22 protein-coding genes and 1 pseudogene are annotated in these 25,500 nt (G+C 43.3%); 17 read left to right on the top strand and 6 right to left on the bottom strand.

Going from position 1 to position 25,500, the window contains the following annotated elements; all coding sequences use genetic code 11:
- Positions 1 to 21 precede the first annotated feature (21 nt).
- The 13 genes and pseudogenes from UNH61_RS20965 (at position 22) to UNH61_RS20905 (ending at position 16,144) form a co-directional block, all read left to right on the top strand.
- Positions 22 to 8,214 (top strand): RHS repeat-associated core domain-containing protein, encoded by an 8,193-nt coding sequence (locus UNH61_RS20965; RefSeq protein ID WP_326993957.1) that lies wholly within the window; start codon positions 22 to 24, stop codon positions 8,212 to 8,214.
- 7 nt (positions 8,215 to 8,221) lie between these two features.
- Positions 8,222 to 8,608: a hypothetical protein gene (locus UNH61_RS20960; RefSeq protein WP_326993956.1), complete on the top strand. Its 387-nt coding sequence runs from the start codon at positions 8,222 to 8,224 to the stop codon at positions 8,606 to 8,608.
- Positions 8,609 to 9,207: 599 nt separating this feature from the next.
- Positions 9,208 to 10,161, top strand: a complete 954-nt coding sequence (locus tag UNH61_RS20955) for an RHS repeat-associated core domain-containing protein (RefSeq protein ID WP_326996170.1) — start codon at positions 9,208 to 9,210, stop codon at positions 10,159 to 10,161.
- Positions 10,162 to 10,186: 25 nt separating this feature from the next.
- On the top strand, positions 10,187 to 10,711 hold the full coding sequence (locus UNH61_RS20950) for a hypothetical protein (RefSeq protein ID WP_326993955.1): 525 nt from the start codon (positions 10,187 to 10,189) through the stop codon (positions 10,709 to 10,711).
- Positions 10,712 to 10,906: 195 nt separating this feature from the next.
- Positions 10,907 to 11,395, top strand: a pseudogene (locus UNH61_RS20945) (RHS repeat-associated core domain-containing protein); the annotation flags it as partial.
- Positions 11,371 to 11,910 carry a hypothetical protein gene (locus UNH61_RS20940; RefSeq protein WP_326993954.1) on the top strand — a complete coding sequence of 180 codons (540 nt, stop codon included), beginning with the start codon at positions 11,371 to 11,373 and terminating at the stop codon, positions 11,908 to 11,910. The pseudogene UNH61_RS20945 and the gene UNH61_RS20940, both read left to right, overlap by 25 nt.
- A 2-nt stretch (positions 11,911 to 11,912) precedes the next feature.
- Positions 11,913 to 12,281 (top strand): hypothetical protein, encoded by a 369-nt coding sequence (locus tag UNH61_RS20935; protein WP_326993953.1) that lies wholly within the window; start codon positions 11,913 to 11,915, stop codon positions 12,279 to 12,281.
- A 131-nt stretch (positions 12,282 to 12,412) separates the two neighbouring features.
- Positions 12,413 to 12,961 (top strand): nucleotidyltransferase domain-containing protein, encoded by a 549-nt coding sequence (locus tag UNH61_RS20930; protein ID WP_326993952.1) that lies wholly within the window; start codon positions 12,413 to 12,415, stop codon positions 12,959 to 12,961.
- A 15-nt stretch (positions 12,962 to 12,976) separates the two neighbouring features.
- A complete protein-coding gene (locus tag UNH61_RS20925) occupies positions 12,977 to 13,354 on the top strand; it encodes a hypothetical protein (RefSeq protein WP_326993951.1) in 378 nt (125 codons plus the stop codon).
- Between the two features lie 227 nt (positions 13,355 to 13,581).
- Positions 13,582 to 13,947 carry a hypothetical protein gene (locus UNH61_RS20920; protein WP_326993950.1) on the top strand — a complete coding sequence of 122 codons (366 nt, stop codon included), beginning with the start codon at positions 13,582 to 13,584 and terminating at the stop codon, positions 13,945 to 13,947.
- A 501-nt stretch (positions 13,948 to 14,448) separates the two neighbouring features.
- Positions 14,449 to 15,009 carry a hypothetical protein gene (locus tag UNH61_RS20915; RefSeq protein WP_326993949.1) on the top strand — a complete coding sequence of 187 codons (561 nt, stop codon included), beginning with the start codon at positions 14,449 to 14,451 and terminating at the stop codon, positions 15,007 to 15,009.
- Positions 15,010 to 15,277: 268 nt separating this feature from the next.
- Complete coding sequence (locus UNH61_RS20910; protein WP_326993948.1) at positions 15,278 to 15,541, top strand: hypothetical protein; 264 nt, start codon at positions 15,278 to 15,280, stop codon at positions 15,539 to 15,541.
- A gap of 111 nt (positions 15,542 to 15,652) precedes the next feature.
- A complete protein-coding gene (locus UNH61_RS20905; protein WP_326993947.1) occupies positions 15,653 to 16,144 on the top strand; it encodes a hypothetical protein in 492 nt (163 codons plus the stop codon).
- A gap of 52 nt (positions 16,145 to 16,196) precedes the next feature.
- Here UNH61_RS20905 and UNH61_RS20900 read toward each other — a convergent pair whose 3' ends face one another.
- Genes UNH61_RS20900 through UNH61_RS20890 form a run of 3 tightly spaced genes read right to left on the bottom strand, consistent with a single transcriptional unit; the run spans position 16,197 to position 18,490 of the window.
- Complete coding sequence (locus tag UNH61_RS20900) at positions 16,197 to 17,297, bottom strand: DegT/DnrJ/EryC1/StrS family aminotransferase (RefSeq protein WP_326993946.1); 1,101 nt, start codon at positions 17,295 to 17,297, stop codon at positions 16,197 to 16,199.
- Positions 17,275 to 17,646, bottom strand: a complete 372-nt coding sequence (locus UNH61_RS20895) for an FdtA/QdtA family cupin domain-containing protein (protein WP_326993945.1) — start codon at positions 17,644 to 17,646, stop codon at positions 17,275 to 17,277. The genes UNH61_RS20900 and UNH61_RS20895 overlap by 23 nt, the downstream gene beginning before the upstream one ends.
- The gene (locus UNH61_RS20890; RefSeq protein ID WP_326993944.1) at positions 17,609 to 18,490 is read right to left on the bottom strand and encodes a beta-1,6-N-acetylglucosaminyltransferase; all 882 of its coding nucleotides are present in this window, start codon (positions 18,488 to 18,490) and stop codon (positions 17,609 to 17,611) included. The genes UNH61_RS20895 and UNH61_RS20890 overlap by 38 nt, the downstream gene beginning before the upstream one ends.
- A gap of 301 nt (positions 18,491 to 18,791) precedes the next feature.
- Between UNH61_RS20890 and UNH61_RS20885 the strand changes: the two genes are divergently transcribed.
- Complete coding sequence (locus UNH61_RS20885; RefSeq protein WP_326993943.1) at positions 18,792 to 19,697, top strand: arginase family protein; 906 nt, start codon at positions 18,792 to 18,794, stop codon at positions 19,695 to 19,697.
- 59 nt (positions 19,698 to 19,756) lie between these two features.
- On the top strand, positions 19,757 to 20,074 hold the full coding sequence (locus tag UNH61_RS20880; protein ID WP_339070284.1) for a hypothetical protein: 318 nt from the start codon (positions 19,757 to 19,759) through the stop codon (positions 20,072 to 20,074).
- Here UNH61_RS20880 and UNH61_RS20875 read toward each other — a convergent pair whose 3' ends face one another.
- Complete coding sequence (locus UNH61_RS20875) at positions 20,075 to 20,641, bottom strand: T6SS immunity protein Tdi1 domain-containing protein (protein ID WP_326993941.1); 567 nt, start codon at positions 20,639 to 20,641, stop codon at positions 20,075 to 20,077.
- 225 nt (positions 20,642 to 20,866) lie between these two features.
- On the opposite strand from UNH61_RS20875, the gene UNH61_RS20870 reads away from it, so the two are divergent.
- A complete protein-coding gene (locus UNH61_RS20870; protein ID WP_326993940.1) occupies positions 20,867 to 21,445 on the top strand; it encodes a Crp/Fnr family transcriptional regulator in 579 nt (192 codons plus the stop codon).
- 77 nt (positions 21,446 to 21,522) lie between these two features.
- Positions 21,523 to 21,861 carry a nuclear transport factor 2 family protein gene (locus tag UNH61_RS20865; RefSeq protein ID WP_326993939.1) on the top strand — a complete coding sequence of 113 codons (339 nt, stop codon included), beginning with the start codon at positions 21,523 to 21,525 and terminating at the stop codon, positions 21,859 to 21,861.
- Between the two features lies 1 nt (position 21,862).
- Here the strand turns inward: UNH61_RS20865 and UNH61_RS20860 are convergent, their stop codons facing one another.
- Together UNH61_RS20860 and UNH61_RS20855 are read right to left on the bottom strand one after the other, a co-directional pair.
- The gene (locus UNH61_RS20860; protein WP_326993938.1) at positions 21,863 to 23,671 is read right to left on the bottom strand and encodes a class I mannose-6-phosphate isomerase; all 1,809 of its coding nucleotides are present in this window, start codon (positions 23,669 to 23,671) and stop codon (positions 21,863 to 21,865) included.
- Positions 23,672 to 23,950: 279 nt separating this feature from the next.
- Positions 23,951 to 25,453: a RagB/SusD family nutrient uptake outer membrane protein gene (locus UNH61_RS20855; protein WP_326993937.1), complete on the bottom strand. Its 1,503-nt coding sequence runs from the start codon at positions 25,451 to 25,453 to the stop codon at positions 23,951 to 23,953.
- Between the last annotated feature and the right edge of the window lie 47 nt (positions 25,454 to 25,500).

Here is a 25,500-nt window from a genome sequence, read left to right as displayed (position 1 = left end):
TTAATGAAATTGGAAATGGCTTTGTTCAAATATATAATCAGAATATCCACAGTGTTGCTGCTGATCTGCATGACAGCAGGCAGAAGTCTTGCTGCGATAGAGCCCTACCTGCAAAAGATACAGGGCAGCCTGAAAAAGGGGGATACACTTATTGTAAAAGATGAGAAATTTGAAAACCCCGCCTATAACTGGAATGCTATCCGTAATAATTCAGTGCTGAATACAATTGTATTTAAACTCAACAATGAATCGTTACAGGATATCAAACAATCTTTTTCCTGTAAGGCCGATCTGAAAGTAGAATACTGGAGTCAGCCGAATCAGGATCAGCCGATTACGATAGAACATGTGAAGCTTGAAATTAATTACGATACTGCTGTGGGGGCTGTGTTTCAGCCGGCAGCACAGTACGATTTCAGCAATGCATATAAAGTAAAGATAACTATCAATGATATCAGCAGCCAGGAGTTAAAAGAATTGCCGGCGATATTTACACTACAGGCACAGGTGGTAGTGAACCGGGATTATTTGCCACAGGGCAGCCAGGCGCTGATTCCTACGGTATCCCTGGTACAGGATCCCGCCCCAGGCAGTGGTAGTGCTGTGCGCGCTATGGCGGCCATTGTGCCGGGAGCGAATGCAGTGAACGTTAATTGGGATCTGGTGCCCGGTGCGCAGAAATATGATCTTGAGTGGACTTTTGTTGATGAAGAATCTGCCAATGGCGCTATACTTGCCCAATCAGGAACGGGAACAACGGCCGCAGTACTGGCAACGATGTTTCGTAATAATTCCACCCGTATAACGGTGGATGGGCATAGTTATACCATATCGCTGGTGAATAATAATAAATACCTGTTACTGCGTATACGTACAGTGGATCAAAGCACTGGTCTGCGTACAGAAGGACCGTGGAGTTACCAGATTCAGTCCGATGGTATTGTATCTTCCGGGGTGGTTACTCTACCGGTTTCCTGGCATCAACCAGGATTAAACTGGCAATATGATGCCACTTATGCAGAAGACGGGAAGAAGAAAGAGGTAGTGAGTTATTTTGATGGAACATTGCGCAACAGGCAAACAGTAACAGCGAGCAACACAGACACTGTTTCTATTGTACAGGAAAACATCTATGATCAGTTTGGACGACCGGTAGCCAATATTCTGCCTGCTCCTGCCGGATCGGGGATACTGACTTTTTTCCCGGCATTTAATAGAAATGCTAACGGTACCGCATATACGTATAACAATATATTCAGGAATCTCACGGGAGCTTGTATTGGATTACCGGATAGCCTGCGATCAGATACCGGTGCGGCCAATTATTACTCTCCCCGTAGCCGTTTCCTGGCAACTAGTCCATTCAGTAAATATACTCCGGATGCAGAAGGATATCCGTTTGCAGTTACTTCATATACACCGGATAACACCGGGAGGGTTGCAGTAAAAGGTGGTGTGGGAGCGGCTATGCAGCCAAACGTCACAACATCAGATAATCACACTACCCGTTATTATTATGGAAAGCCGGAGCAGTGGGAGCTGGATAGAATGTTCGGCAGCGATGCCGGGTTTGCAGATCATTATCTGAAAAACATGGTAATAGATCCGAACGGGCAGATCAGCATCAGTTATGTGAATTCTTCGGGAAAAACTATCGCCACGGCCCTGACCGGCAACCCGCCGGATACATCTCTGCTGGCGTTGCCTTCGAAGCCTGCACCGGTGAAGAAAAGCGTGGTGCTGCTGCAGCCGGACAGGTTTGTATTTGATCCGGTTACGCTGAAGTTAACAGCTACCACCACTTACCTGGCATCTGTGCCGGATGCTTCGGCTTCGTTTACTTTCAGCATAGACAGGCTGATAAAGAAGTACGTTCAGAATGGCGTTACCATCTGTAGTAATTGTTATTATGATGTAAAGGTTTCCATGAGTAATGATTGTAACCAGAAAATACTGGATATCTCGAATATAAAGCGGGGTAGTACATTGTCGGACTGCAATCTCACTACTAACATCGATACCACTTTTACAGCGCCGTTGAATAAGATAGGAGAGTATTATATCACTTTTGAACTGGCCCTTAACAAGGACGTAATAGAGAATTACACCAGCGATTTCATCTCCCGTAATACTAACCTGAAAACGCAATTCCAGTTTGTGATGGAGCAACTGAAGAAAGAAAATTTTTCCAGTTGTTTTGCAGAATGCACGACCTGTAGGGAGACATTAGGTGCAAGGCCGGATTTTATGAAAAGTCTGAAAACCAGGATGCAGGCTGATGGAGTGGATACGCTGGCGAATTGGGCGACGATAGATAGCTGGACGGGAGGTTTATATGATGCGTTGTACAGTAACTGTCTTGTGTTGAGAGCATCGTGTTTATCCTCTCCGTGCGACAGGCTGAAAGCAGTATTAGTGCAGGATGTAAGTCCCGGCGGACAGTTTGCGTTGTTCGCTGCAGATGGTACTCCCCTGGAAGCAAACATCAACGTGATCAACCAATACTGGCGTACAGTGTTTCCTGCCAGTACGCCAACAACAGCACAATACGAAGCCAATAAAGTAATGCTGCCGGATGGAAACTATGTAACGCCTTATGATCCGTCGTTTACATTAAAAGATTTGCTTACGTACTGGCAGCCTCAATGGGGAGAATTATTCCTGGCATATCATCCGGAAAGGTGCGCCCTGGATTTCTGTAATAACAATGCTTCGTATAAAACATGGGACCAGCGGGTGGCTGAGCTGTGGACATCTACGGCTGATATTCCGCTGATTAAGGCGGGGCTGGCCTATGATGTGAATAATGGTTCCTGGTTGTTGAATGCAGACCCGTTCTTCCTGGCTGGTGGTGCGGGAGCCGGGTATCAGGCAGAATTTAAATCGGAGCTGGATAATTACTCAACACGAGTAATGGGAAGCCGCAGCGGGATGAACGTTAAGCATCTTTCCCAGTATGTGGATTATCGTTTGTATTGTGCCAATGCTTCAGGCAGTACTAATACCGGTGGCGGGGCAGATGATATTGCCAGATGGAACCAGTGTGCTCCGGTTGCCAGCTGCCGCGTACCGGACAGGGAGTGGAAAGCTTATGTGGATCTGTATCTGCAGGCGAAAGAGAAGTATTATCAGCGGTTGATGGATGCAACGACCTGTAACGGGAAGTGTAAAGTAGGTGCTGCGACGGTGATAGATCCGACGAATACGCCGCAGCCGCCGGTGCCGTATAGGACATGTGCGGATTTTAATGTGTCGATGTTTAGTAGAACGGGTAATCGGTTCCCGGTTACCTTCTATCCACCAGCGAATATTCCTATTCCTCCCGGGTTAGATATTCAGCTTGTGTTGACACTAAAGAATGATCCGGGATACCCAATACCAAATGAATGGTTCGTCGATTTTACAGCCCAAAACCCCGGACCTCAAACTATTGATTTGGGACCGGGATATGCTATCACGAAAGTTCAACTTTTTTGTTCCGGTACCCCTACCAATCCACCACCTGCCTGTCCGGTAGAATACTTCAACAAACAAAGCCGCGTTAACAACACTAACTACAGCGAAACGGTATCCTCCAACGCAGCGCCCTGGGTGGCACAGGGAGGAGATTCGTTAAAAACGCAAATACAACGGAGCTGCGATGCCGTAATAGATAACTGGATTGCGAAACTGGCGGGTTGCAGCATGTATACAAGTTTGCCCGCGGCCACGCAGCAAACTTTCCGGACCAGGCTTACAGAGATCTGTACACTGGGTGGTGATACCACGCATATATACGGTTCCAGAACTACCCTGAACGGAAGAACCAATACTGACGGTGATGCCTCCTTTGACCAGGTATTCCGCCGTTATCTGGGTGTGTCGTATACGCTAACCTGTAATCCATGGATCATGGATGCACCCTATCCGGCTAACGTGAAAGCACAAACGGTTTCACGGGAGGTAGGTGCCACAGACCCTGACATATGTACGAAATTGAATGCCCTGAAGCAGGAACAGCAAAGCACACAACCGGGAGTTACCTTCTATAACTTCCTGGCCAGCAAGTTCGGAAGCGGTATGAATATCAGTACTGTTGAGCTGGATGCATTGCTGAAAGGCTGCAACAATTGCCGCTACCTGCTGGACAGAGATATAAAACTCCCGGCATTCCTGGACGGAACGGCCAAGGGAAGTATTACCGGTGCTGAGTTTCAGGCTGCAAAAAGTGATTTCACTGCAGCATTGGGAGCTGTTAATACGCAGGATCGCAATTATAAAAACGTATTCCGGAATTTCATGAATCTGCGGTTTGGATTTACGTTGTCGTACGTAGACTATGACAACTACGGCAAAATATTGCAAAGTAATCCATCTGCCACCTTATGCAATGATCCGGTATATACAAGCGCACCGCAGGATCCCTATGCCTGTGTGTATAGCCTCGTAGATGGGACCATCAGTGCAGCGAACAGGATGTACAGCCAGTATATTGATTCCGTGAAGCAGGACTTCCGCCAGCAGTACGTGAATGTTTGCAGTGGTGCGCATCCGAAAGTTACGCTCAATACCTCGCAGCAGATCTATCATTACACCCTGTATTATTACGATCAGGCCGGTAACCTCCTAAGAACAGTGCCTCCGGAAGGAGTATCCCTGATCGAGGATACGGACAAACTGGATCAGATAGACCGTGCACGCCGGGCAGATTTCAGCCAGTGTTCGTATAACGGACCGCTGAACAATACTGATCCTGTTGCTACGATGGATAAGCTGGGTACCGCGCTCACAGGGCCTAATCAGTCGGTAGAAATGTGGCTGTATAATCCGGATGGAGGATCAACGCAGGTACTCGCTAATGCTGGCGGAAAGGCTTATGTGAATGTTTGTATAAATGGTAGTTATCTGAATGCAGATATCTATAAACTCAGTATGCTGGGTGCAGGTACCGTGGATATTCCTGCTTCCAATGGAATAACAGTTAATATTGCCAGCTTATTGCCACTGGACCAATGGACTCATGTTGTGCTGCAGGGCCCGGATCTTGACAGCAGTGGAATTGTCAGTGTATTTGTCAATGGGGTAAACTGTCCGGTAGTTAATAACGTAATTGTCGGCGATTGCGGCTGGGATATTACTTCATCCCCCACTAGCGTAACTTTTGGCCAGAATCAGGCATATGTGAAGCAATTGAGGATGTACAAGCGCCTGCTCACCAGCAATGAGATTGCCGCTAATGCGAAGGAAATGTGTTTGGGCCTGGCGCCAGCCTATAGTGCAGGCCTACTTCGGGATACCATCGGATGGGGAAGGTTTAATACGCCGGCACCGGGATCAGCTACAACGGTGCCCGATCAGGGAACTATAGAAGTAAAAGCATCATCGATATACCCTCAGCACCGGCTTACTACGGATTATGCCTATAACTCTTTAGGACAGGTGGTGCAGCAGAACAGCCCGGATGCTAATACCAGCTATTTCTGGTATGATCAGAAAGGTCGTTTGGTGGCGTCAGTAAATGCTAATCAATATACTGAGCCTAACAGGTATAGTTATACGAAATACGATAACCAGGGCCGCATTGTAGAGGTAGGCGAAAAAAGAAATACTACTAATATCGGTAACCCTGGATTTGTACCCGATGCAACACTGCAGCTGTTTAACAATAATGGTACAAAGAGCCAGATTACCAAAACTACGTATGATGTACCGATCGCTGGAATAACTCCTCAGCGGAATCTCCGCAAGCGGGTATCTGCCAGCGAATACATGGAAACAGATGGCACTGTGGAAGAAGGCACTTACTACAGTTATGATTTGCCTGGAAATGTGGAAACGATATGGCAGAAGTTGTACGGCCTGTACGAAATGAAGAAGATCGATTACAATTACGATCTTGTAAGCGGCAAGGTCAATGCATTGCGTTATCAGTACGCCCGGCCGGACCAGTTCTTTTATAATTACGACTATGATGCTGAGAACCGGATCACTAAAGCCAGCAGCGGTATAGCCCATGCCGGCGATGGCTGGAAGATCAATATCCCGGCTACAGATGCCATGTATTATTACTACAAGCATGGCCCGCTGGCCCGTACTCGTATAGGCGATAACGTAGTACAGGGAGTAGACTATGCCTACACCCTGCAAGGATGGTTGAAAGCAATCAATGGTACTCACTTGTCGCCATTAAATGAAATCGGTCAGGATGGACAGCCCGGTACCCGTAACAGTACATTCGCCAAAGATGCCATGGCCTATACGCTGGATTATTATACGGGAGATTACAAACCGATAGGTGGAACCAATGCCAACGCGCTGGGCATGAAGTATGCCTCCAACACATCGGATATCACGGGTCAAAACCTGTTCAATGGCAATATCAGTCGTACTACGGTTGCCTTATCTAAATTTAACTCAGGCAACCCCGTTGGATACAGTTACCGTTATGATCAGCTTAACCGCCTGGTACGCATGCGTCAGCATCAGCCAGCCGGAAGCGCCACCACCTGGGGCCTGAGCGATCGCAAAGAAGTGTTTGGAGAAGATATCAGCTACGATGGTAACGGGAATATACTAGGCTATCTCAGAAGAGGCGATAACACTGCCCGGCCGGTAATGGATAGTCTTTCTTACTACTACCCCCGGGATGCAGCAGGTAACCTCATATCCAACAGGTTGCGTCATATCCGGGATACAGTGAGTGCCGATGCTTATCAGTCGGATATCGATAATATGGTGGTAGATAATTATGGTTATGATCAGATAGGCAACCTGGTGCGGGATAACGATGCCAACATCGGAAATATTACCTGGTCGATATACGGTAAGATCAAAAGTATTAACTTTAACGACAATAGTTCTTTGTTATATAAGTATGATGCTGGTGGCAATCGTATCTATAAGGAATATACGAAAAGTGGTGTAATTACCAGGACCTGGTATGTGAGGGATGCTCAGGGGAATACCCTGGCGGTTTACGGCAACAAAAACGGAGATAACGGTACCTACTGGAAGGAGCAGCATTTGTATGGCAGTTCCAGGCTGGGAATGTGGCTTCCGGAGATGTCGGTAACCGGTGCGGTAGGGAATGCGTCGGTGCTATGGAACCAGGGAAATCTTAAGCGGTATGAGCTGAGTAATCATCTGGGGAATGAAATGGCGGTGATTTCCGATCAGCAGGCGAGCGGGAATGCGACGGTGTATAATATGACGGATTATGCGCCATTTGGGATGCAGATGGTGGGGAGGAAGTGGAGTGCTGCGGGGGGGTATCGCTATGGGTTTAATGGGAAGGAGAATGACAATGAGGTGAAGGGAGAAGGGAATCAGCAGGACTATGGATTTAGAATCTATGATCCACGTGTAGGCCGCTTCCTGAGTGTAGATCCGTTATCAAAGAAATATCCGTGGTATACACCGTATCAGTTCGCCGGAAATACACCAATACAAGCAATAGATCTTGATGGCGCTGAAGAATGGATGATGCAGCAGGCATTTGCGACAAAGCGAAAAGCTGAATTGAAGATTGCGCAAGCAGAGCAGATTGCAAGAGATAAAACAAGGATTCTTACAACGATCCCCGAGAACCACATAATGATGAAAATCGATGGGGTTATACAAATGGGTCCAGAATCAGTTGTTTTAAGAAATGCAGCAATTGCGAAGCAACGATATGATGAGGCATTGGCCTCGAGTATTACTGGACCATTCGGGGCAGCAGGATATTTAATTGGAGGTGATGAGAGCGCATTTAAATGGTCTACGGTAGATCATATTATGATGTCATTTGGTGGAATTCCTGCAGGAAATTCGAGTGTATTTCCTCATGAGTCAGAAATAGGACCAGCGAGATTTACACCATATACAGAGGCACGAGCGAATAGATTTTTCGGGAAATTAGATCCTTTGGTTAGAACCGTTGCTGAGGCTATAGAAAACAGTATGCCAAATTCTGTTTTGGCTGTAGAAAGGGAAATAAAGGACCAAAGGACAGGGAGAACTTTAACTGATTTTGATATTGAGTTGAATAACTATATAATTGAAGTTAATAATGGAAGTGCAACGGGTAAGTTTGCTCAAATTCGAGATAGAATTCAACCTCATACCAATAAGGAAGTTATTTTATTTAGCCCAAAGATGGGAGGATCTGTAGAGAAGAGTATGAAAGCAAATAATATCAGGGCCTTTAGAGATCTTAAGAGTTTAATAGAATATGTAACTCCTAAACAGAAATAAGAAATATATGAACGATGCGTTTTTAATAACTGACTCAACATTTAAATTGTCAGATTTTAAGTTTTATACGGAGGGGGCCATTAAGTTTGATGATCTAAGTGAATTTGAAATAGAATATAATATTCCGTATCAGCATAAAACTTATTTTTCTGTTTCAAAGGATAACAGCATTTTTGATATGATGGATCCCTCCGAACAAGAAAAGGTTATTTCTGAATTTAATGAGTTTAATATATTTACTTGCCTTTTTTATGATTTTCGTTATCTACAAACCTTAGTAGCCTCTATTCCTCCTGATAGAAAGGTCATTATTGATAATGATCATGGAAAACTATTGAAGCGGGAAGAGTTTTTAAAGCTTAACTCATATGAGGAGTTTGCTAAGTGGCCATAGGTATTTACTAGTAGGTTTTCAAAAATGATTTATCTATAAGCAATAAACCCAGCCATTGGCTGGGTTTATTGCTTATAGATAAATCATTTTTGATTTGCCCCGGGGCTAGAGCTCTGGTTGCCGCCGCAGCGGCCCTGGGGGAATGGCGGAGGGGGCGGCAGTGTGGCTACTGATTAACGATCATAAAAATAGTGTATGCGTTAGGGTTGTATCCTCAAAACGAAGACTATCGGGGAGAATAAGACTGCGCGAACACCAGCTTTAGAACCCTGATCAGCTGCTGTACTATCTTGCTTCCGTGTGGAGAACAGATGAGGGGATCAGCGGTAGAACAAGTACTGGACAGTGGAACAACACCCGGCGGTAGAATATACCATCAGCATTAGTAACCTCTCATCTGTTCTCCACACGGTTGCCTACCTTATCTGATAGAATAGAATTTTTTATCAGATGAAAGAAACAAGTTTAGGGGATGATATTTTTTTTTCAATTGAAAAAAATAACTGAGAAAAACAGATGAAAGAAAAAGATATATATTTACGAGAGTTCTTTGAGTGGGTGCCAGGTGTGGAAGGGTGTAAAAAGCCGTGGTGTTGGATGTGAGGTTATACCGTTGGGGTTTTAATGGGAAGGAGAATGATAATGAAGTGAAGGGGGAGGGGAATCAGCAGGATTATGGATTTAGAATATACGATCCACGTGTTGCAAGATTCCTAAATGTTGACCCCTTGTCGAAGAAATTTCCCTTTTACACTCCTTATCAGTTTGCAGGAAACAAACCTGTTGTTGCCATTGACCTTGACGGCTTAGAGGACGTTATTTATTATGACAGAATCAATTATCATGAGACAAAACTTACATTGGAAACAGCGTTTAATTTAAGAAATGCTTTTCAAAATGTAATGTACTTTGCTGCGGATGTTGTATTCTCAACAAGTGGTGGTTATAAATGGAGATCTGTTGTAGAAAGAGATGAAAATGATATGCCGATTGGACTCAAAACTGTTTGGGCTGGAGAGCGAACTAATACAGAACAGGCGGTTGCAACAGTGGGTGATGTATTAGGAGTAGGGTCTTTATATATGGGAGGACATACAGGGGAGCTACAGGGAGTTACTATGTTGGCAAAAAGTCCCAATGCTACTGTTGCCGGACAAATTAGCCACATGTTGGGCGAAATTCCTAAAAATATTGTTACACATGAATTGAACGAAGTTGTTAAAGATTTTAAAAATGTAGCCTTCCAAGTTGGAAAAAATCGGAAGTTGATGCTAGATAAAGCTGGATTAACTCATATTTTGGGTCGTCATCATCCTAATTATAGACAAGGATTAGATGCAACAATTCAATCAAATTTTTCGAACAAAACAACTGTTGACAATATTGTGGGTACGATTCGACAGATAGTAAGAAATAATAAGGATAGGATCGAGCAAATGATGAGTGGTAAAGGGGGCACACAAGGAGTTTTTGAGGTGAATGGCAAAACATATCAACTGGGTATAGATCCCAAGAATAAAAGTCGTATAGGTCAATTTTTTGAAAAACAATGATGTTGGTAATTTTTAAATAAAATATATGCTGATAATTGAAAATTATCTTAGACTGTTGCAAATACAAGGAGGAGTTCATCAGAAGAAACCCGTGCCAGAATTTTTTTTTTCGTTGGATAATGATGAGTTAGTTAAAGCGAATGCAGGATGGTTTGAGGGGCATTTAATGTATATTCAAGGGGCAATAATTATAACTATCAATGGCAAAAAGATATTAGACTTCAAAGACTGGGATTATCCGTATTGGTTATATGGGCAATTTGTCGGTTTCCTTGATGATATAAAAGCAGGAAAAGGATTCGAGATGCCCTACTTGGAATCAGATACCTTGATTAAGGTGGAGTCTATTAGTAAGAGTATTGTATTATTAAAGCATATTGTTCAGGGCAAAACAGTAAATCATGTTAATTATGATAAAAAAGAATTATTTATTTCATTTTTGGAAGCTGCATTGAAAGCGTTCAAAGTTTCCGACAAGTATGACGGCGAAGATTGTGGTAATGACATTTTAGACTTGGAAGATTGTTTAAAATATTGGATGAGCAGGTAGCCTTCAAGTATATGTCTAAAACGCGTCAGTGGATACAATGTCCTTTCAAAATCTTACAATCAACATTTGACCCGGGTCGGCTACAATAATCATTTGGGAGATTTGTAGCTGACCAAAAGGTAGGTCAATAAGACAAATATATTTTCTTGTGCGTTAACTCTAGTGAATTGAATTTGAAGATATCGTTATGGGTTTAATGGGAAGGAGAATGATAATGAGGTGAAGGGAGAGGGGAATGAGCAGGATTATGGGATGAGGGTTTATGATCCGTGTGTAGGCCGCTTCCTGAGTGTGGATCCATTGTTTCCGAAATATCCGATGTTAACACCTTATCAGTTTGCGAGTAATAGACCAATAGATAGAATAGATGTGGATGGGTTAGAATTTGGAAATTCTTTTGATGCGAAGAGCTCATTGTATATTGGGAATCTATTTCTTTCTGAAGACAAAAAGTTAAATAGAGAGGAGTTAGAAGCACGTGGTAATGCTTATAATAATGGTTTGCGAACAGGGTATGCTATAGGGGCTCTAATTTCAATTGATTTATATACAGGAGGAAGACTATCTCAGTTATCATTAGCAGGGGCGGTTTTGGGCATAAAGCAGCTCCAACCGCTGAGGGGAGAGCTGCTCAGGTTGAGTCTTCAAGAGATGCTGTTATGGCGTTGGAAGCTGGATATGTAGCGGGGAAGATTATAGGAGGTTCAATACGCTTAGGTAGAAGCCTTATGGGATTTTCCAAAGATGCTGTAGAGGAAGCGAAGTATTTATTTAGAGGATCAACTGAAGGATATGAAGGATCACCAGGGGCCCAAAAGACAGCTAGCACTCCTACGAGTACGGATCCAGCCGTAGCAACAATGTTTGCAATAAAAGCCAAAAGATATGGTGACGGAATACTGCAGATAGCGTTGCCTAAAGATTTACAGGATGTTTCAGTGGGTGTAACTACAAATGTTCTGCAAACTTTGGAAAGAGACGTGGTAGTAGATTTAAAGCCTGCCGAATTTACAAAGAGAGCGAGTGTTACAATTGCAGTCGATCAGGCAAGAGGCATTTTAAAGAATATGGGGGTGAACTTGCCAGCAAGAATAAATGAAGGAGATATGAACGCTCTTCTGGAAAGTACTCCTAAACTTACAAATGAGCAGATAAATAGCTTTTATAAGCAAGCTGCCGCATTAAAACCTAAGGAATAGCTATGGAAAAAATAAGGATAAAAATAATAGGTAGACTTAAAAAAGAGCTGGAGATTAATTTTGTTGAAGCATTGGATTGTCGGGATCTAAATAGTAATCAGATGATTTTTTTTTGTGATTATTCAGAATTTGATATTCCTGTGGGTTACTGTTTTACGGAAGTTGTTAAAAGCGATAATACGATATTAAATTGTAAAGTACTTCTAGAGAAAATAAGCCAGCAATTTTTTAAGCCATTTGATGAGATTCCCCATGGATGGAAGACTGTCAGTAAGTTTGAATTTATTGACGGTGTTATACCAGATGCAGTTCAGAAGTTACCTTTATTAGATGGTTGGATTTATTCTGGAGAACATTTATTTTTTCAATAAGTAAAACCCATAAATAGTAAAACCTGGTCGCAGACCGGATTTTACTATTTATGGGTTTTACTATTTATAAGAATGAGGTTTATTAGTGAGTGTATGTTTGTTTAGTTTTAACGTCCCTTATAAAAGCAGCGATGACGCGCAGTAGTGATGCTTTATCTTCACTTGGGAGTGCACAAGGATTGGATAATGTCGGAGTGACAGATTACAAGGAGAGGGTAGGAGCAGGGGTAAATACATTATCAGGCATTATGATCCTTATTATAGGGGAGGAAGTAAACGCAATAATGAAGCTTCCACAGGGGCTTAGTAGGGGCAGTTTTAGTGAGATGTCATCGTACCTGAAACAAAGCGTGGGAGAAATTAGTAATGATATTGTTGTTCAGGGGAGCAGGGCTTCAGGAACAGCTAAGGCTACATCAGATATTGATATTGCTATCAAGGTTGGAGCAGAGCGGTTTGATGAATTAATAACCAAAGCATTTGGTAATCCTAATGCAGGTAGTGCTAGATGGAGAACAATGGAACATGCTATTAAAACGGGGGAAATTACTACTGGTGACGCTGGTCTTCGTGGAGTTGAAAAAAATCTGCAAGAGCTTCTTGATATGAAAGTTGATCTTTCTATAATAAAGAAAGGAGGCGCATTTGATAATGGGGCGCAAATTCCAATTAAAAAGTAAACTATAAAAATACAAATGTTAAATTGTTCAATATACGTTACCGGAAGTGTATCAAAAGAGGAATTACTAAGTGGATTATGTAGACTGCTTAATGGAAAAATTACCTCAATATCATTTATCAATACAAGTAATTACGAATTATTTGTACAGAAAAATGATGAATTTGATGAAGATGAACAAAAGAGTTTCCCTGATGGATTTTTATATTTTAGGTATATTGTTTATGTTGAGTTTAATGATAAGAATACTCAACAGTATTGTGTAGAAGAAATAGCAAAATTACTACGTTGGTTATGGGAGAAAAATATGGCTGCTGTTGCCTCGTGCGATTATGAAGACTTATTACCGGAGAATGGTGGGTATAAGAGTCGAAACATTCCCTGGATAGATTAGGGAGTTCTACTGTAAAGTCGGATTGAAATTTAGCTAACCCCGCCACTAGCGGGGTTTAGTGTTTTATATGTTAATGCGTATAAGTCTGTTTAGTTCAATATCACTGCTATAAGTAAAATGGATTATATTAAATCAGGAGACTACAATTTAAAAATTATCGAATAATGCAATAGGTAGAACAGTATATTTACCAGTTTTTACAGTATGTCAGATTGTTTAATAGTTATTTGAACAGAGAGTATAACGTGGGCGGTTTCCCTTCCTATAATGAGGCAGGAGAGCTCTTTCCCAGAAACGGTGTATTTAGTTTTGATGGAAAGAAATTTAAGTATCAATATCATGGCAGTGGGTGTACATTGGAAGTTGACGATATTATAGTAGACTATGATATTGATATTTTAAAAGAAAATAAAATTAGAATATCGGATTGGAAATTTAATCGATTTATAGAGAGTTATACAAAAGGGAAACCTGATGTACAAATAGATGACCTTGATTCTATATTTTTAGAACTTGTTGATAAGGGCGTATTGGAGCGTAAAGAACCAGATCGCTTTGTTTTTTTGATCAATGAGAATTATTATGCTTCATAGAATAAAGCCGGGTATGCAGTCCGGATTTATTTTTATAGAATATTACTTATTTATACGCGGCTCTGATTTTGGCATCGCGCAGGAGTCCATCGAGAGAATAGAGGATATATTTCTATCTTCTTCCGGCGCGCGCTGGCATCGTTAAGTCTTTTATGCGTTCCAGAGACCGGCTTAGAGGAATTAAATTAACTTGAAGTTAGAGATAGATTGGCTGTGAATGATCCGAAATTTGATTCTGGTATTAACGCATTCAGAACAACAGGGAATACGGTAAGAGAGATTTTATCACAGATTTCAGCCCAGGAACATCAGTGATGTAAATTAAGGTAAATAGGAATGTTTTAGTCAAATGAAAAGCAACATCCACTGTTAGTTTTTTAGTGGAGCAGGCTTTATATCAAGGAGTAAACGCAAGAGAGCTGATTTGGAATAGTTGTATTTATGCAATACCTTCTAATGCTGAATTGAAGAGAAAGTTCACTGTTACAAGAAATTATTGCCATGAAATATAGTAATGAAGAGCTTATTGCCAAGCTTGAAAGTGACGATATTGAAGATGTAATTTTATCACTTGACATTTTCATCGTACAGACAACTTTGCTGTTAAATAAATCTTTAGCTTCTTTAAAGAAGCATAAAGAATGGCGGTCATATATAGCGGAGCGAATTTTTTCGATAATTAGCAAACCTAAAGTTGAAATGAGCAGCCTCTATGCTCATAATTCAGATGATGATGATTTAGTATTTTGGCTGAGTACCTTATTGATAGAATATGACGAGAACCACTATGAGAACATTCTTATGGATTATGCAAGGAATCATAAGGACGGAAAGGAAATGTTGGCCTTAACTATTTTAGCCAAGAAAGAAATTATCGGACTAGATAAAATTATTATTAATAAGATTGGGATGCTTGAATTTAATAAAGAAACCTTTGATTTGCTGAATTTTTATTTAGATAGACTAAAGATGTTGGATGTGGTTTTGCCATCAGATATTGCAGAAAGAATAAGCTGCTACAATGAAGGGGTTCAGGAGGAATGGCAAAAATTAAGTTATTAGATTTAAATGATTGGAAGGAAGTATTGCATTGCTATCTTTGGCCCGCCAAAGGTTAGTTATATGGCATTTGTATAAAGATCCTATGACAAGGACAAATGGCGATACCTAATAGAGATGATGGAGAATGTACGGTCTTCTTAATGATAGCTTTTGTTACTTAGGTTCTTACCAAAGGGCGTAAGATTCTTATTCGGAAAGATGGAGGATTGACTATAGGAAAAGGAAAACAGGGTAAATTATTCTTGAACAGTCAGGTAAATAAAATAATATGGAGGTCGATAAATATAGACTTAAAGAATTTATCAATACATTGTTCCCTACTCATAGGGTTGAAGTTACAGAATTTGATTCTGGAGCCTTTGTAATAGATATATTCAGATTAAAAGATTTTATTACTATTCAATATGGTTTAAACTATATCGGAGTATCTGTTGTTCCCAATGATGATCCAGCTGCAGGGTTTGGGCTGTCAGATGAGATCTTTTATACAATAAATGATTTTGAAGATTATGTTGAAAAGACATATAAATAAAAGAGCCAATGAAAGGCGGTTCTATATGATGTCGTTTCAAGATGCTGTAAAGTTTTATAGGAGCAAATTTGAAGGCACTCAAAAGGGAATACTTAAAACTAAAATAAGTGAATGAACAATCTACTTAGTACAGAAGAGGCTCTCTTTTTGTTAGTTGACTATATTAAGGACTTCCATGAATCGTTAATACATGCATATAATTTGGATGATATACCGTATAATTTATCTGGTAAGGTTTTTCCAAAGAAGGGAGTAATCGCAATAAAGGGGGCAAAAATTAATTATCATTTTCATGGTAATGGTTGTACTCTTGTTTGGAATAATATTGAGATTGAATACGCTATAGACCCCATAAGTAAGCATGAGATTAAGATTGGGGCATATAGTATAAGTCAGTTTTTGGCTACATTACCAGGTGAAGGAGATGGGCGTTTTTCGTTTGAAGAAATATCGACCATTTTGCAACAATTGGAATCAAAAGGGATACTGATGAAAAGGAAACCAGAAGATTTGGAAAGTTGGCATGTAAATGATGAGTGGTATCAATCACGCAAAGAAGGTAAGGCATTTAGAGGCGAAAATAAGAATGAAATTGACTGGTAATAAGGCTGTTATCAAATAGAACGATCAGGCGCGGCAATGACCGAAAACCACCTCACCCCCCAAACCCATTCATCACCTCAACCACCTCCCTGATATCCTCCTCACTATGTATCCCCGAACATGGCAAACTCAACGTCTGCTGATGTATCCCCGCAGAAACAGGATAGTCGTACCCATTCAGAAACCCCTTCAGCGCCGGCTGATCATGTGGTGCAATCGGATAGTGAATTTCCGTAGTAATATGATGATCCCTCAAATACTTCCGCAACGCTTCCCGTTGCGGATGCAATACATTGTAGATATGAAACACATGATAGTAGTCAGCATCCGTTACCGGCTTTATAAACTGATCACCTAAACCATCCCGGTAAATAGCCGCCAGTTTCCTTTTATGCTCGTTAATAGCATCCAGGGCAGGGAGTTTAATTCTCAGAAATGCGGCCTGCAATTCATCCAGTCGCGAGTTGTACCCGATAATGCCATTATGATATTTCTTTTCTGAACCATAGTTCCGGAGCTGTTTTAGCTTAATATAGTCGGCATGCGATTTACAGATTACCGCGCCGGCATCGCCAAGAGCCCCCAGGTTTTTAGTAGGATAGAAACTAAAGGCGCCGAAATCTCCAAAGGTGCCGGCAAGCTGACCTTTATACCGGGCGCCATGAGCCTGTGCACAATCTTCAATAACCTTTAAACCATACCGCGTAGCCATTTCTATAACTGCTCCCATATTACAGCATTGCCCATATAAATGCACAACCATGATGGCTTTGGTTTTACCATTGACCAATGGCGCAATAGCAGCGGGATCGATATTATAGGTGCGCGGATCCGGCTCTGCCAGCACAGGCACCATCCCGCAGTGTATAATAGAAAGGATGGTAGCGATATACGTATTGGAAGGTACAATCACCTCACTGCCTTTTTCAAAGCCACAGCATTGCAATGAGAGCATGAGCGCATCAAGACCGTTTGCAACACCCACCACATATTTTTCGTTGTGATAATCGGCAAACTCCCGCTCAAAGAAACTTACCTCTTCTCCTAATATGTACCAGCCTTTTTCCAGGAAATAAGAAAGCCGCTTTTTGAATTGTTCTTCAAAAGGTTGATTCAGCTGCTTCAGATCTTCATACGGAATGATATGGCTCATAAATGTAGTCTTTGGGATCAAAGGTGGTTGATGCCAGCACCAGGAGTATAGCATTGGTAGTAAAATCATGCATCATGTGCCAGTCTTCCGGCTCCAATAACAGGCATTTATCAGGACTATCCAGCACAAATTGTTCTGTGATTTGGTTGTCGTTGTTGGTAATCACACAGGAGCCCTGAATGCAGATGGCTGCCTGGTAAGTTTTATGATGCCTGTGTCCTCCCCGGGTAGAGTTGTCAACCGAGTAAATATAGAACAGTCGTTTTATTTCAAAAGGTACCACATCGTCCAGTACGGACAATGATCCTCTCTCATCTTTGAATGTTTGTATCTGAATTAACTTCGCCATTGGTGGTTATATATTCATCTATGATATCAAGAATCTCAGGATTCGTGTTTATGTTAAATTTTCGCGCAAAAAGCATGTCCGACTGCAGCAGTTTTTCAGCATCATCAGTGTTCAGTATCTTAGGATTGGCTCCACCCATCGACCAGTCGATATAACGGTAGTTATCATTAATAACGTTATTCTTGTAGGTTGAGTTCATCAGGATGGTTTGAAAAACTACTTCATCGCTGCCCCAGCAGAACGAAAAAAAGCGCCGGAGCTTTTTATCCTCTTTCATTCTATCGGCAACATGTAGTGCCGCGTCCATACTCAGCATCCAGAACATAGAGCCACCATAAGGATGCAGTCCGTACGGGATCTTTCTCTTAGGAAGAATTTTGTTAATCAGCTTCTCCACCAGGTATTTTCCCCTGAAATCGAATGTGGTCAGGTAATATCCTTGCAGTCTGATAAGTCCTTCCTGCCACTCGTTGATAATATCCCGGCAGTAAAGGAATTGTTTCCCCGGATGTCTTGCTAGAAAATCGTTGATATATCCGGCTGATTTAATTGGATAATCCTGCCCGCTGAGGAAGTTAATGAAATCATATCGGATACCCGTTGCAGCAATTTCCCGGATACAACTGATAGTAGCCATTACAGTGCTAAAACCTGCCCAGTCGACCTTTGTCCGGTTCTTGATGAAGTATACATTAGGGAGTTCACTTAGAAACAGGTGAGGTTGGATATCGAATTTTTTATCTACATGGATATAGAAGTCAAAATTTTCACGGGATAATCTTTTGATCATCCTTTCCGTTTGATGGGGGTCCGTATAAGTGAGTATCAAATGGGCAATACGCATAGTCTCCTGGCAGCAGTGATAGTTTATAGGTGAATAATGGGTACCAATTAATATCGCCTGAGCTGATTACCGTTCTCTGGCGCCTTTACCGTACATTTAAATTAAATATAAGTATTAAATTCATTACTCCCCATTATGTTAGCTGATACTATATAATAATATTTAAATCATTGCCTGCCTTGGTTTAATGAATTTGCTTGACGACAAATTAATACGTATGGCTACAATTTAAATAGATATATATTTGTTATGAATGAAAGCGTAGCTGATGTTACTAAGTTACCGTTATTCCTTATTTTCAATGCAACAAATACAAACCATGCATCTTACCATTATCGAAGCTCCCTCCAATCTCGGATTAAAACAACTTACCCCCAACCTTGAACCAGGTGTAAGAAAACTTCCCGAATGGCTCCGTGCCCACGGGCTTCACCAGCAACTCTCTCCATCCGCTGTTTCAACAGTCAATCCTCCTCCTTACAGCATGTACCTCGATCCCGAATCCGGTGTTCGTAATGCTGATGCCATTGCCGGCTACTCAAAAGAGCTTGCTTCCGCCATCAATCAGGCCCTGGATACCGCAGCCTGGCCACTTGTTCTGGGCGGAGATTGCAGCATACTGATTGGCTGCACATTGGCACTTAAAAAAAGAGGAAAATTCGGATTGTTCTTTTTAGATGGCCACACAGATTACCTGTTGCCGGATGCTTCACGTACCCAGGGGGCTGCAGGTATGGATCTTGCCATCGTAACTGGTAAAGGGCACGACAAACTCGTTAACATCAGCGGCCAAAAGCCTTATATCCAGGGCATACATGCCTGGGCGGCAGGAAACCGCTACCTCTCTGATGCTTTCTATGTTAATGAAATTATTCAGTCCGATCTGCATTATTCCGACCTCTATATGATGCGGGAAAAAGGAATGAACAAAGTAGTTGCCGAATTCCTGGCTATGGTAGATAAGGAACAGCTGGATGGTTTCTGGATACATCTGGATGCAGATGTACTAAATAATGAATTGATGCCCTGTGTAGATTCTCCGCAGCCGGATGGGTTGAGTTATCAGGAAGCAGGAGAGCTCCTGAAAGCCTTGTTGAATTCAGGTAAAGCGGCAGGCATGGATATAACAATATTGGACCCGGACCTCGATCCGAAAGGACATTATGCGCAACAGTTTATTAATTGGTTGACGGAAACATTATCTTAATGACTTCCACCCAGGGTTACCTTTCCAACCCCTTCAGTATTAACAGCAAAATCATTGTTATGGATACCCAGGCTGCCAGCCCGCCCAACATACTAAAACATTGCCTTATCCGTCTTGCTGTACTCGTTCTCGTACCATGCGCCACCTACTGGTATTTCTCGCTTTCTATTTCCACGGAAAACGACCGGCATCCATGCGATCCTTTTATGGGGGTATACATCCTCATGGTAATGGAAATCTTCGTCTGGCTCTTCTTCATCCTCACCGAAGCCCTGCGATACTGGTTTATCAGGCAATGGCATAAAATGAAAGCCGATTTCATCATGCTCGGTATCGTCGCATTAGCCCTCTTCTTCCTCTGGCTCAGTAATCGGTAACTAAGCCCCCATCTGGAAAAGCAGGTGCTGATGCACACTGGCACTGCCCTTATCCAGGTATTCCGGATGCTGGGCTCCGCCTATGATGAGCGCAGGCTTGAAAAAATAGATATCCGGATGACTCAGCGGCCCCAGTTGTTTAACCGCCGCTTCGAAAAGTGGTTTCTTCAACAGCTCGTCCGACAGGTCAGGGTCTACGATATAACTATCGAAGAATGCTTCAAGACTGTATTCGCAAACCTCAATGTTCCGGTAATGGATATCCAGCAGGCATACGTCCTCGTCTGTATCCGCTAGTTTGCGGTAGTAGAAAATATCACCGAAAGCGGTAACCAGTATGGGTAACTTGGAATGATCCTCTTTTCCGAGCCAGGTATACAAACTATTCATATACGTGGATGGCTCCACCACTTTTATCATACCTTCGCCATAATCACCAAAGCCATAGCTGATCCAGAAATCGAGTAATGCCTGGGGTAATTTGTCTTTGTACCAGTCGAGCATCTCCTGGGTGGGGTAGGTCAGGCTGGCGCCCGGCGGATACATGCTCAGAAATTTCTCAAACATATAGAGAACGGGTTTTGAAAACTAAAATACGCTATTCCATTGAGCTGCTGGTGGATTTTTTTAGCGTATAATATTTTTAATAGGAAGATAATAATTCAACCGGCCTCTGACGCAAATTTAGTCAGCCAGACAGCTGTATCGACTGGCCTCAGGTGCATCGAAAATTAATTATGCGGATTGCTGTTGAGTGGCTAATTTGCATCCCTTCTTTTTAAGTCATCTTTTATGGATAAACACATGCAGCGCTTCCTGGAATATGTGCACTCACTAACCGGTTTCTCCGATGAGAGCTGGCAAACACTCGCTCCGGCCCTGACGGAAATGTCGTTCCCAAAAGAAGAATACCTGCTGCAGGCCGGTAAAATATGCGATGCACTCTTCTTCATTACCAGCGGGTATTGCAGGGCCTTCTATAACAAAGATGGCCAGGATATCAACACTGCTTTTTTCTTTGAACGCGATATCGCCACTAACATCAACAGCTTTGCCACCGGCGAAAAGTCTGAGTTTTCTATCCAGGCATTGGAACCCGTTACGGCTATACGTCTCGATAAAAAATTACTACGCGAAGTATCCGCGAAAGATCCTCAAATAGAAGTCCTGGGACGCAAATGTCTGCAGCTTATCGCAGCGAAACAGGAAAAGCACGTTGCCTTGTATAAACTCATGACGGCACAGGAACGATACGAATATCTCGAAGAAAATGAACCCGTTCTCTTACAGCGGGTGTCGCTTACCCAGCTGTCGTCGTTCCTGGGCGTTGCCCGCGAAACCCTTAGCCGTATCCGCAGCCGCCGCCTCTAAGCGATTGTGACGATCGTCACAGGTTCGGATGCAGGAATAGGCCGACCTTTACATCGTCAACATAAAAACTTTAAAAAATGGCTAAGGAAACTGTATTACGGTTTATCAACGCACTCAATGAGGAAGACTTCACCACTGTCAGAAGCCTGCTGAATGACGATTTTACATTTACAGGCGTTTTAGGCACACGGAATGGCGCGGATGTATATACTGAAGAGATCAAGCAAATGAAGCTGAAATATGATGTTAAAAAGGCTTTTGAAGATGAGAATGATGTATGCCTGTGGTACAACATACTTATCGGCAATCAATCTGTTTTCAGCAGTGGCTGGTACCAGCTGAAAAATGGAAAAATCAGCAGCTTCAAAGTGCTGTTCGACCCGCGCCCGCTGTTTGAAAAAGCTGCAGGAAACTGATCTATAGGCTGGCTTGTGGCGCTATGATATCAAAAACAGGATGTGCTGATTTCAGGAATGCTTTTATCACTTTTACCGGCGCACCGCGGCTATCGAGCCTGCACAATACTGCATTGGCCGGTATAACAAAGGTCTCCGCATAGCGGAAAACAACACGATGCCCGTTGGCTGTAATCACTTCCACCCCGGTGCCTTCTACCACCATCATCACGAGGCAGCTGTTGCCGGTGGATATTTCCATGCTGCCGGTAAATTCCAGCCGGTGTACGTCGTAGAAATGTGCGGTATGTGTAGGAAGATGTATAACCTGCCAGTCATTCCCCTGATCAATCGTTGCCGGACAACTGATCAGGGAGGCTTTAACTGCTGCTCCCTGCCGGCTGAAATCGAGGTTATGGAAGGCATGTTCAATATTGATGGCCCTGGGCTTTCCATCGAGCCCGGGCCGGAGCCAGTCGTACATTTTGAACGTGAATATATACGGAGTTGCGCTGATTTCCAGTACCAGGTTGCCCGCGCCGGCACTGTGCACGGTACCGTTCGGGATCAGAAAAAGATCGTGCTTCCCGGCCGGATGCTGTTGCACAAAATCGGTGACGGCTACCGGCAATCCGAGGTCGCGGCTGTTTTCCAGCTTCGTCCGGAATGTGGCCGGGTCCGTTCCTTCGCGGAAGCCCAGGTATACAGTGGCATCTTCCTTACAGTCCAGTATATAGTAGGTTTCGTCCTGGGTAAATGTCTCCCCGAAAACTTTTCGGATATACGTTAACGTTGGATGGCATTGTACCGACAGATTCCCGCCATCGAAAGTATCCAGGAAATCGAAGCGGACAGGAAATTCATAACCAAATACCGGAGCATGTTTACCCAGTATCGCGTCACCGGCTGCATACATCATCCATTCAAAGGGAATCTCCATCAGCCATCCGTCGCTCTCCAGGATCACGCCGTTTTCAGGTACTATCAGTTCAAACGACCAGGCATAATTAACCTCCTGCCGGTCGATCCCCTCTATATGTTGCTTCAGCCATTGCCCGCCCCAGGCACCTGCTTCAAACCAGGGCCGCACCCGGAAAACAGATTGCGTCATTTCCCGGATTCCCTGCAGTATATCCGGGTGGTATGCCCAGGCAATGCTTTCCGGCCATTGGGTGTCGGCCAGGATGTGGATGCGGGGCAGCAGCGTGCGCTTATAGTGATTCAGCACGAGGCGGTCCACGAAATAAAAACGTTTATACATTGCCGTGGTACCTGAGGGTTCCATATCGCCGAAGTTGGTGGCTGTACCTGCCCTCATGCGGTATTGCAGCTCGTTTTTAGGCAGTTCCAGGTAAACAAGGGGAGCGGTATCACTGGCCAGCGCTGCGCCGGTGCCAAGTACGATATGTAAATCGAAAGGCTCGTTAAATGAAAAAGCTGTAGATGGGTTTTGTTCAAAGAAATCCTGCAACTGCAGGGTGGTACAGGTACCCCATACATCATCCGCTGCACCGGTGAATGGGCGCACCATTTCTTCTATACTGTATGCATCTTTCATGAGCGACACCATGAAATGCCATTTTACGCGGATGCCCATTTGCTCAAACTCCGCTTCCAGCCTGGTTTGCACAATGCTCCAGAATACGCCGGTATAGCCGTCGATCAGCACTGTTTGTTGGGCCGCCATCCATTTGGCGAGCGACTGATAACCGTTGTTGATTTTTCCATTGCCAAGCGGGTGAACCGGGTACCGGTTGTAGGAATCCCGCCCCGTTGATGCTGCGGCCATACGTTCCGGCAACAGCGCCTGCGTAGTTTCTCGCCAGATCATTTCCCAGAGGTTTTGTCCCGGCCGGGGGCATTACCGCGAATGCCCGCCGGGATATAATTTTCATTGATCAGTTCTCTATAAGCAATCCTTTTAAAATAAATATGTACAAACATACATACATGAAACAGGATAAACAAAAAATCCAGGGTATTAAGGCTGATTTTGTTAAAAAAAGAAGCCCGCCACAATAAGTGCGGCGGGCGGTTCTCCTCTTGTTTTATCCGGCTATATCAACTCACGCTCTTTATCAAAGCCATCAATATTACACATTAGCCGGCGTCAGAAACCAGGGTTATTAGGCAAGAGATTTGGATTCACGTCAGATTCCTGTTTAGGCACAGGCATCAGCAGATTCTTTTGTGCGAATGCTGATCCCCACACGGTTACGTGCGACAGGAAGTCGTCCCAGTTACCAGTTACATCGTTATGCACTTTCCGGGTACGCAGCATATCGAACCACATTTTGTTTTCGAAGCAAAGCTCAAAGTAACGTTGCAGCCAAACTTCGTGTTCGAAGTCGGCCTGCGACATACCCGCTGCAACCGGCGGCAGGGTAGCCCTTGCACGAATGGCATTCACGCAGGCAATCGCCTGTGGATTAGGACCAGCGCCGGCACGGTTGGATGCTTCTGCATACATGAGGTATACATCTGCCAGGCGGTAGATCGTGTAGTTCAGATCTGACTTGGCAGTGCTGGTTACTGCGTTTGCATCAAAGAACTTGTAGATGTAAGGTGATTTAAAAGTTTTGATGCCAGAGCCATCGATCTTTGGATACTGACTGTAGAAGAATTGCTTCTCCTGTATACGTTTGTCGCCCGGATTAAATGAGGCAAGGAACTGCGTGGTTGGATATACAGAACCATATTCATCAGAGTATTTGGAGATACCTGCATAGTTCGGAATAGTCAGGGCTGTCAGTGGATTGGTAAATGGCACTGAAGCGGCGTATTGCACCTGCATGATGAATTCGCCGGAGTTTTTGTTGGCCGGGTTAATCATGTCGGTGTAATTCGGGAAAAGCGTATAACCACCATTGTCGATCACCGCCTTTGATGCCTGCGCGGAAAGTCCGTAGTACTGTGCTCCGCCGTTAATGGCTGCGCCGGCGTAAGTGAGGTAAACGTCGGCCAGCAGTGCCTGTACAGCTCCCATTGATACTTTCCCGGTCGCATCCTTCCAGGGCAGCGTGGATTTTGCAGCTGTCTGCAGGTCGGGGATGATGATCTGATCATAGATGGTTTTAGCATCTGTGCGGGGCAGATTCAGGTTCAGGTCTGTTGGTACAACGGTCACGTTAGGTACTGCGCCGTACATACGCACCAGGTAAAAATAATAGAGTGCGCGCAGCGTATGTGCTTCTGCCAGCATATTGGTTTTATCAGCATCCGGGATTTTTGCCAACGGAAGCTTCTGTATCGCCAGGTTACAGGTACCTATACCTCTATACATGTATTGCCACCAGGTATCGAAATAAAAGGAGGTAGCATTGTATGTATTGGTCTGAAAGGTGAGGAATCCTGTTTGGCCCAGGTCACTGTTGGCCTTTCCGGTCAGGAACTCCATAAGGTTATAAGTATTACCACCATAGGAAGAAGGCTGACCTGTCAATAATCCCTGCAGGTTCTGATAACATCCGTTTGCAAAGGCGCGTGCTGCTTTAGCGGTGGTAAGGTCCGCATCCGGCGGAAGAAAGTTAGAAGGTTGCTGCTCCAGGAATTTCTTACAGGAACAACTCAACAGTATCAGCAGCGCTATGAAGATTTTATTGATCGTTTTCATTTTCAAAATTTTTAAGTCACTAAATAGAAATCGGCAATGACACCATC

The organism is Chitinophaga sp. 180180018-3 (assembly GCF_037893185.1).
GTDB lineage: Bacteria > Bacteroidota > Bacteroidia > Chitinophagales > Chitinophagaceae > Chitinophaga.
The sequence above is the reverse complement of the archived record's forward strand: the minus strand, read 5'-3'. Positions and strand labels throughout refer to the sequence as shown.

Excerpts from the sequence above, each read along its gene's own strand:
- UNH61_RS20960 (WP_326993956.1), top strand. The coding sequence starts at position 8,222 with ATGAACGATGCGTTTTTAATAACTGACTCAACATTTAAATTGTCAGAT.
- UNH61_RS20950 (WP_326993955.1), top strand. The coding sequence starts at position 10,187 with ATGCTGATAATTGAAAATTATCTTAGACTGTTGCAAATACAAGGAGGA.
- UNH61_RS20940 (WP_326993954.1), top strand. The coding sequence starts at position 11,371 with ATGGCGTTGGAAGCTGGATATGTAGCGGGGAAGATTATAGGAGGTTCA.
- UNH61_RS20935 (WP_326993953.1), top strand. The coding sequence starts at position 11,913 with ATGGAAAAAATAAGGATAAAAATAATAGGTAGACTTAAAAAAGAGCTG.
- UNH61_RS20930 (WP_326993952.1), top strand. The coding sequence starts at position 12,413 with ATGACGCGCAGTAGTGATGCTTTATCTTCACTTGGGAGTGCACAAGGA.
- UNH61_RS20925 (WP_326993951.1), top strand. The coding sequence starts at position 12,977 with ATGTTAAATTGTTCAATATACGTTACCGGAAGTGTATCAAAAGAGGAA.
- UNH61_RS20915 (WP_326993949.1), top strand. The coding sequence starts at position 14,449 with ATGAAATATAGTAATGAAGAGCTTATTGCCAAGCTTGAAAGTGACGAT.
- UNH61_RS20910 (WP_326993948.1), top strand. The coding sequence starts at position 15,278 with ATGGAGGTCGATAAATATAGACTTAAAGAATTTATCAATACATTGTTC.
- UNH61_RS20905 (WP_326993947.1), top strand. The coding sequence starts at position 15,653 with ATGAACAATCTACTTAGTACAGAAGAGGCTCTCTTTTTGTTAGTTGAC.
- UNH61_RS20900 (WP_326993946.1), bottom strand. The coding sequence starts at position 17,297 with ATGAGCCATATCATTCCGTATGAAGATCTGAAGCAGCTGAATCAACCT.
- UNH61_RS20895 (WP_326993945.1), bottom strand. The coding sequence starts at position 17,646 with ATGGCGAAGTTAATTCAGATACAAACATTCAAAGATGAGAGAGGATCA.
- UNH61_RS20890 (WP_326993944.1), bottom strand. The coding sequence starts at position 18,490 with ATGCGTATTGCCCATTTGATACTCACTTATACGGACCCCCATCAAACG.
- UNH61_RS20885 (WP_326993943.1), top strand. The coding sequence starts at position 18,792 with ATGCAACAAATACAAACCATGCATCTTACCATTATCGAAGCTCCCTCC.
- UNH61_RS20880 (WP_339070284.1), top strand. The coding sequence starts at position 19,757 with ATGGATACCCAGGCTGCCAGCCCGCCCAACATACTAAAACATTGCCTT.
- UNH61_RS20875 (WP_326993941.1), bottom strand. The coding sequence starts at position 20,641 with ATGTTTGAGAAATTTCTGAGCATGTATCCGCCGGGCGCCAGCCTGACC.
- UNH61_RS20870 (WP_326993940.1), top strand. The coding sequence starts at position 20,867 with ATGGATAAACACATGCAGCGCTTCCTGGAATATGTGCACTCACTAACC.
- UNH61_RS20865 (WP_326993939.1), top strand. The coding sequence starts at position 21,523 with ATGGCTAAGGAAACTGTATTACGGTTTATCAACGCACTCAATGAGGAA.
- UNH61_RS20860 (WP_326993938.1), bottom strand. The coding sequence starts at position 23,671 with ATGATCTGGCGAGAAACTACGCAGGCGCTGTTGCCGGAACGTATGGCC.
- UNH61_RS20855 (WP_326993937.1), bottom strand. The coding sequence starts at position 25,453 with ATGAAAACGATCAATAAAATCTTCATAGCGCTGCTGATACTGTTGAGT.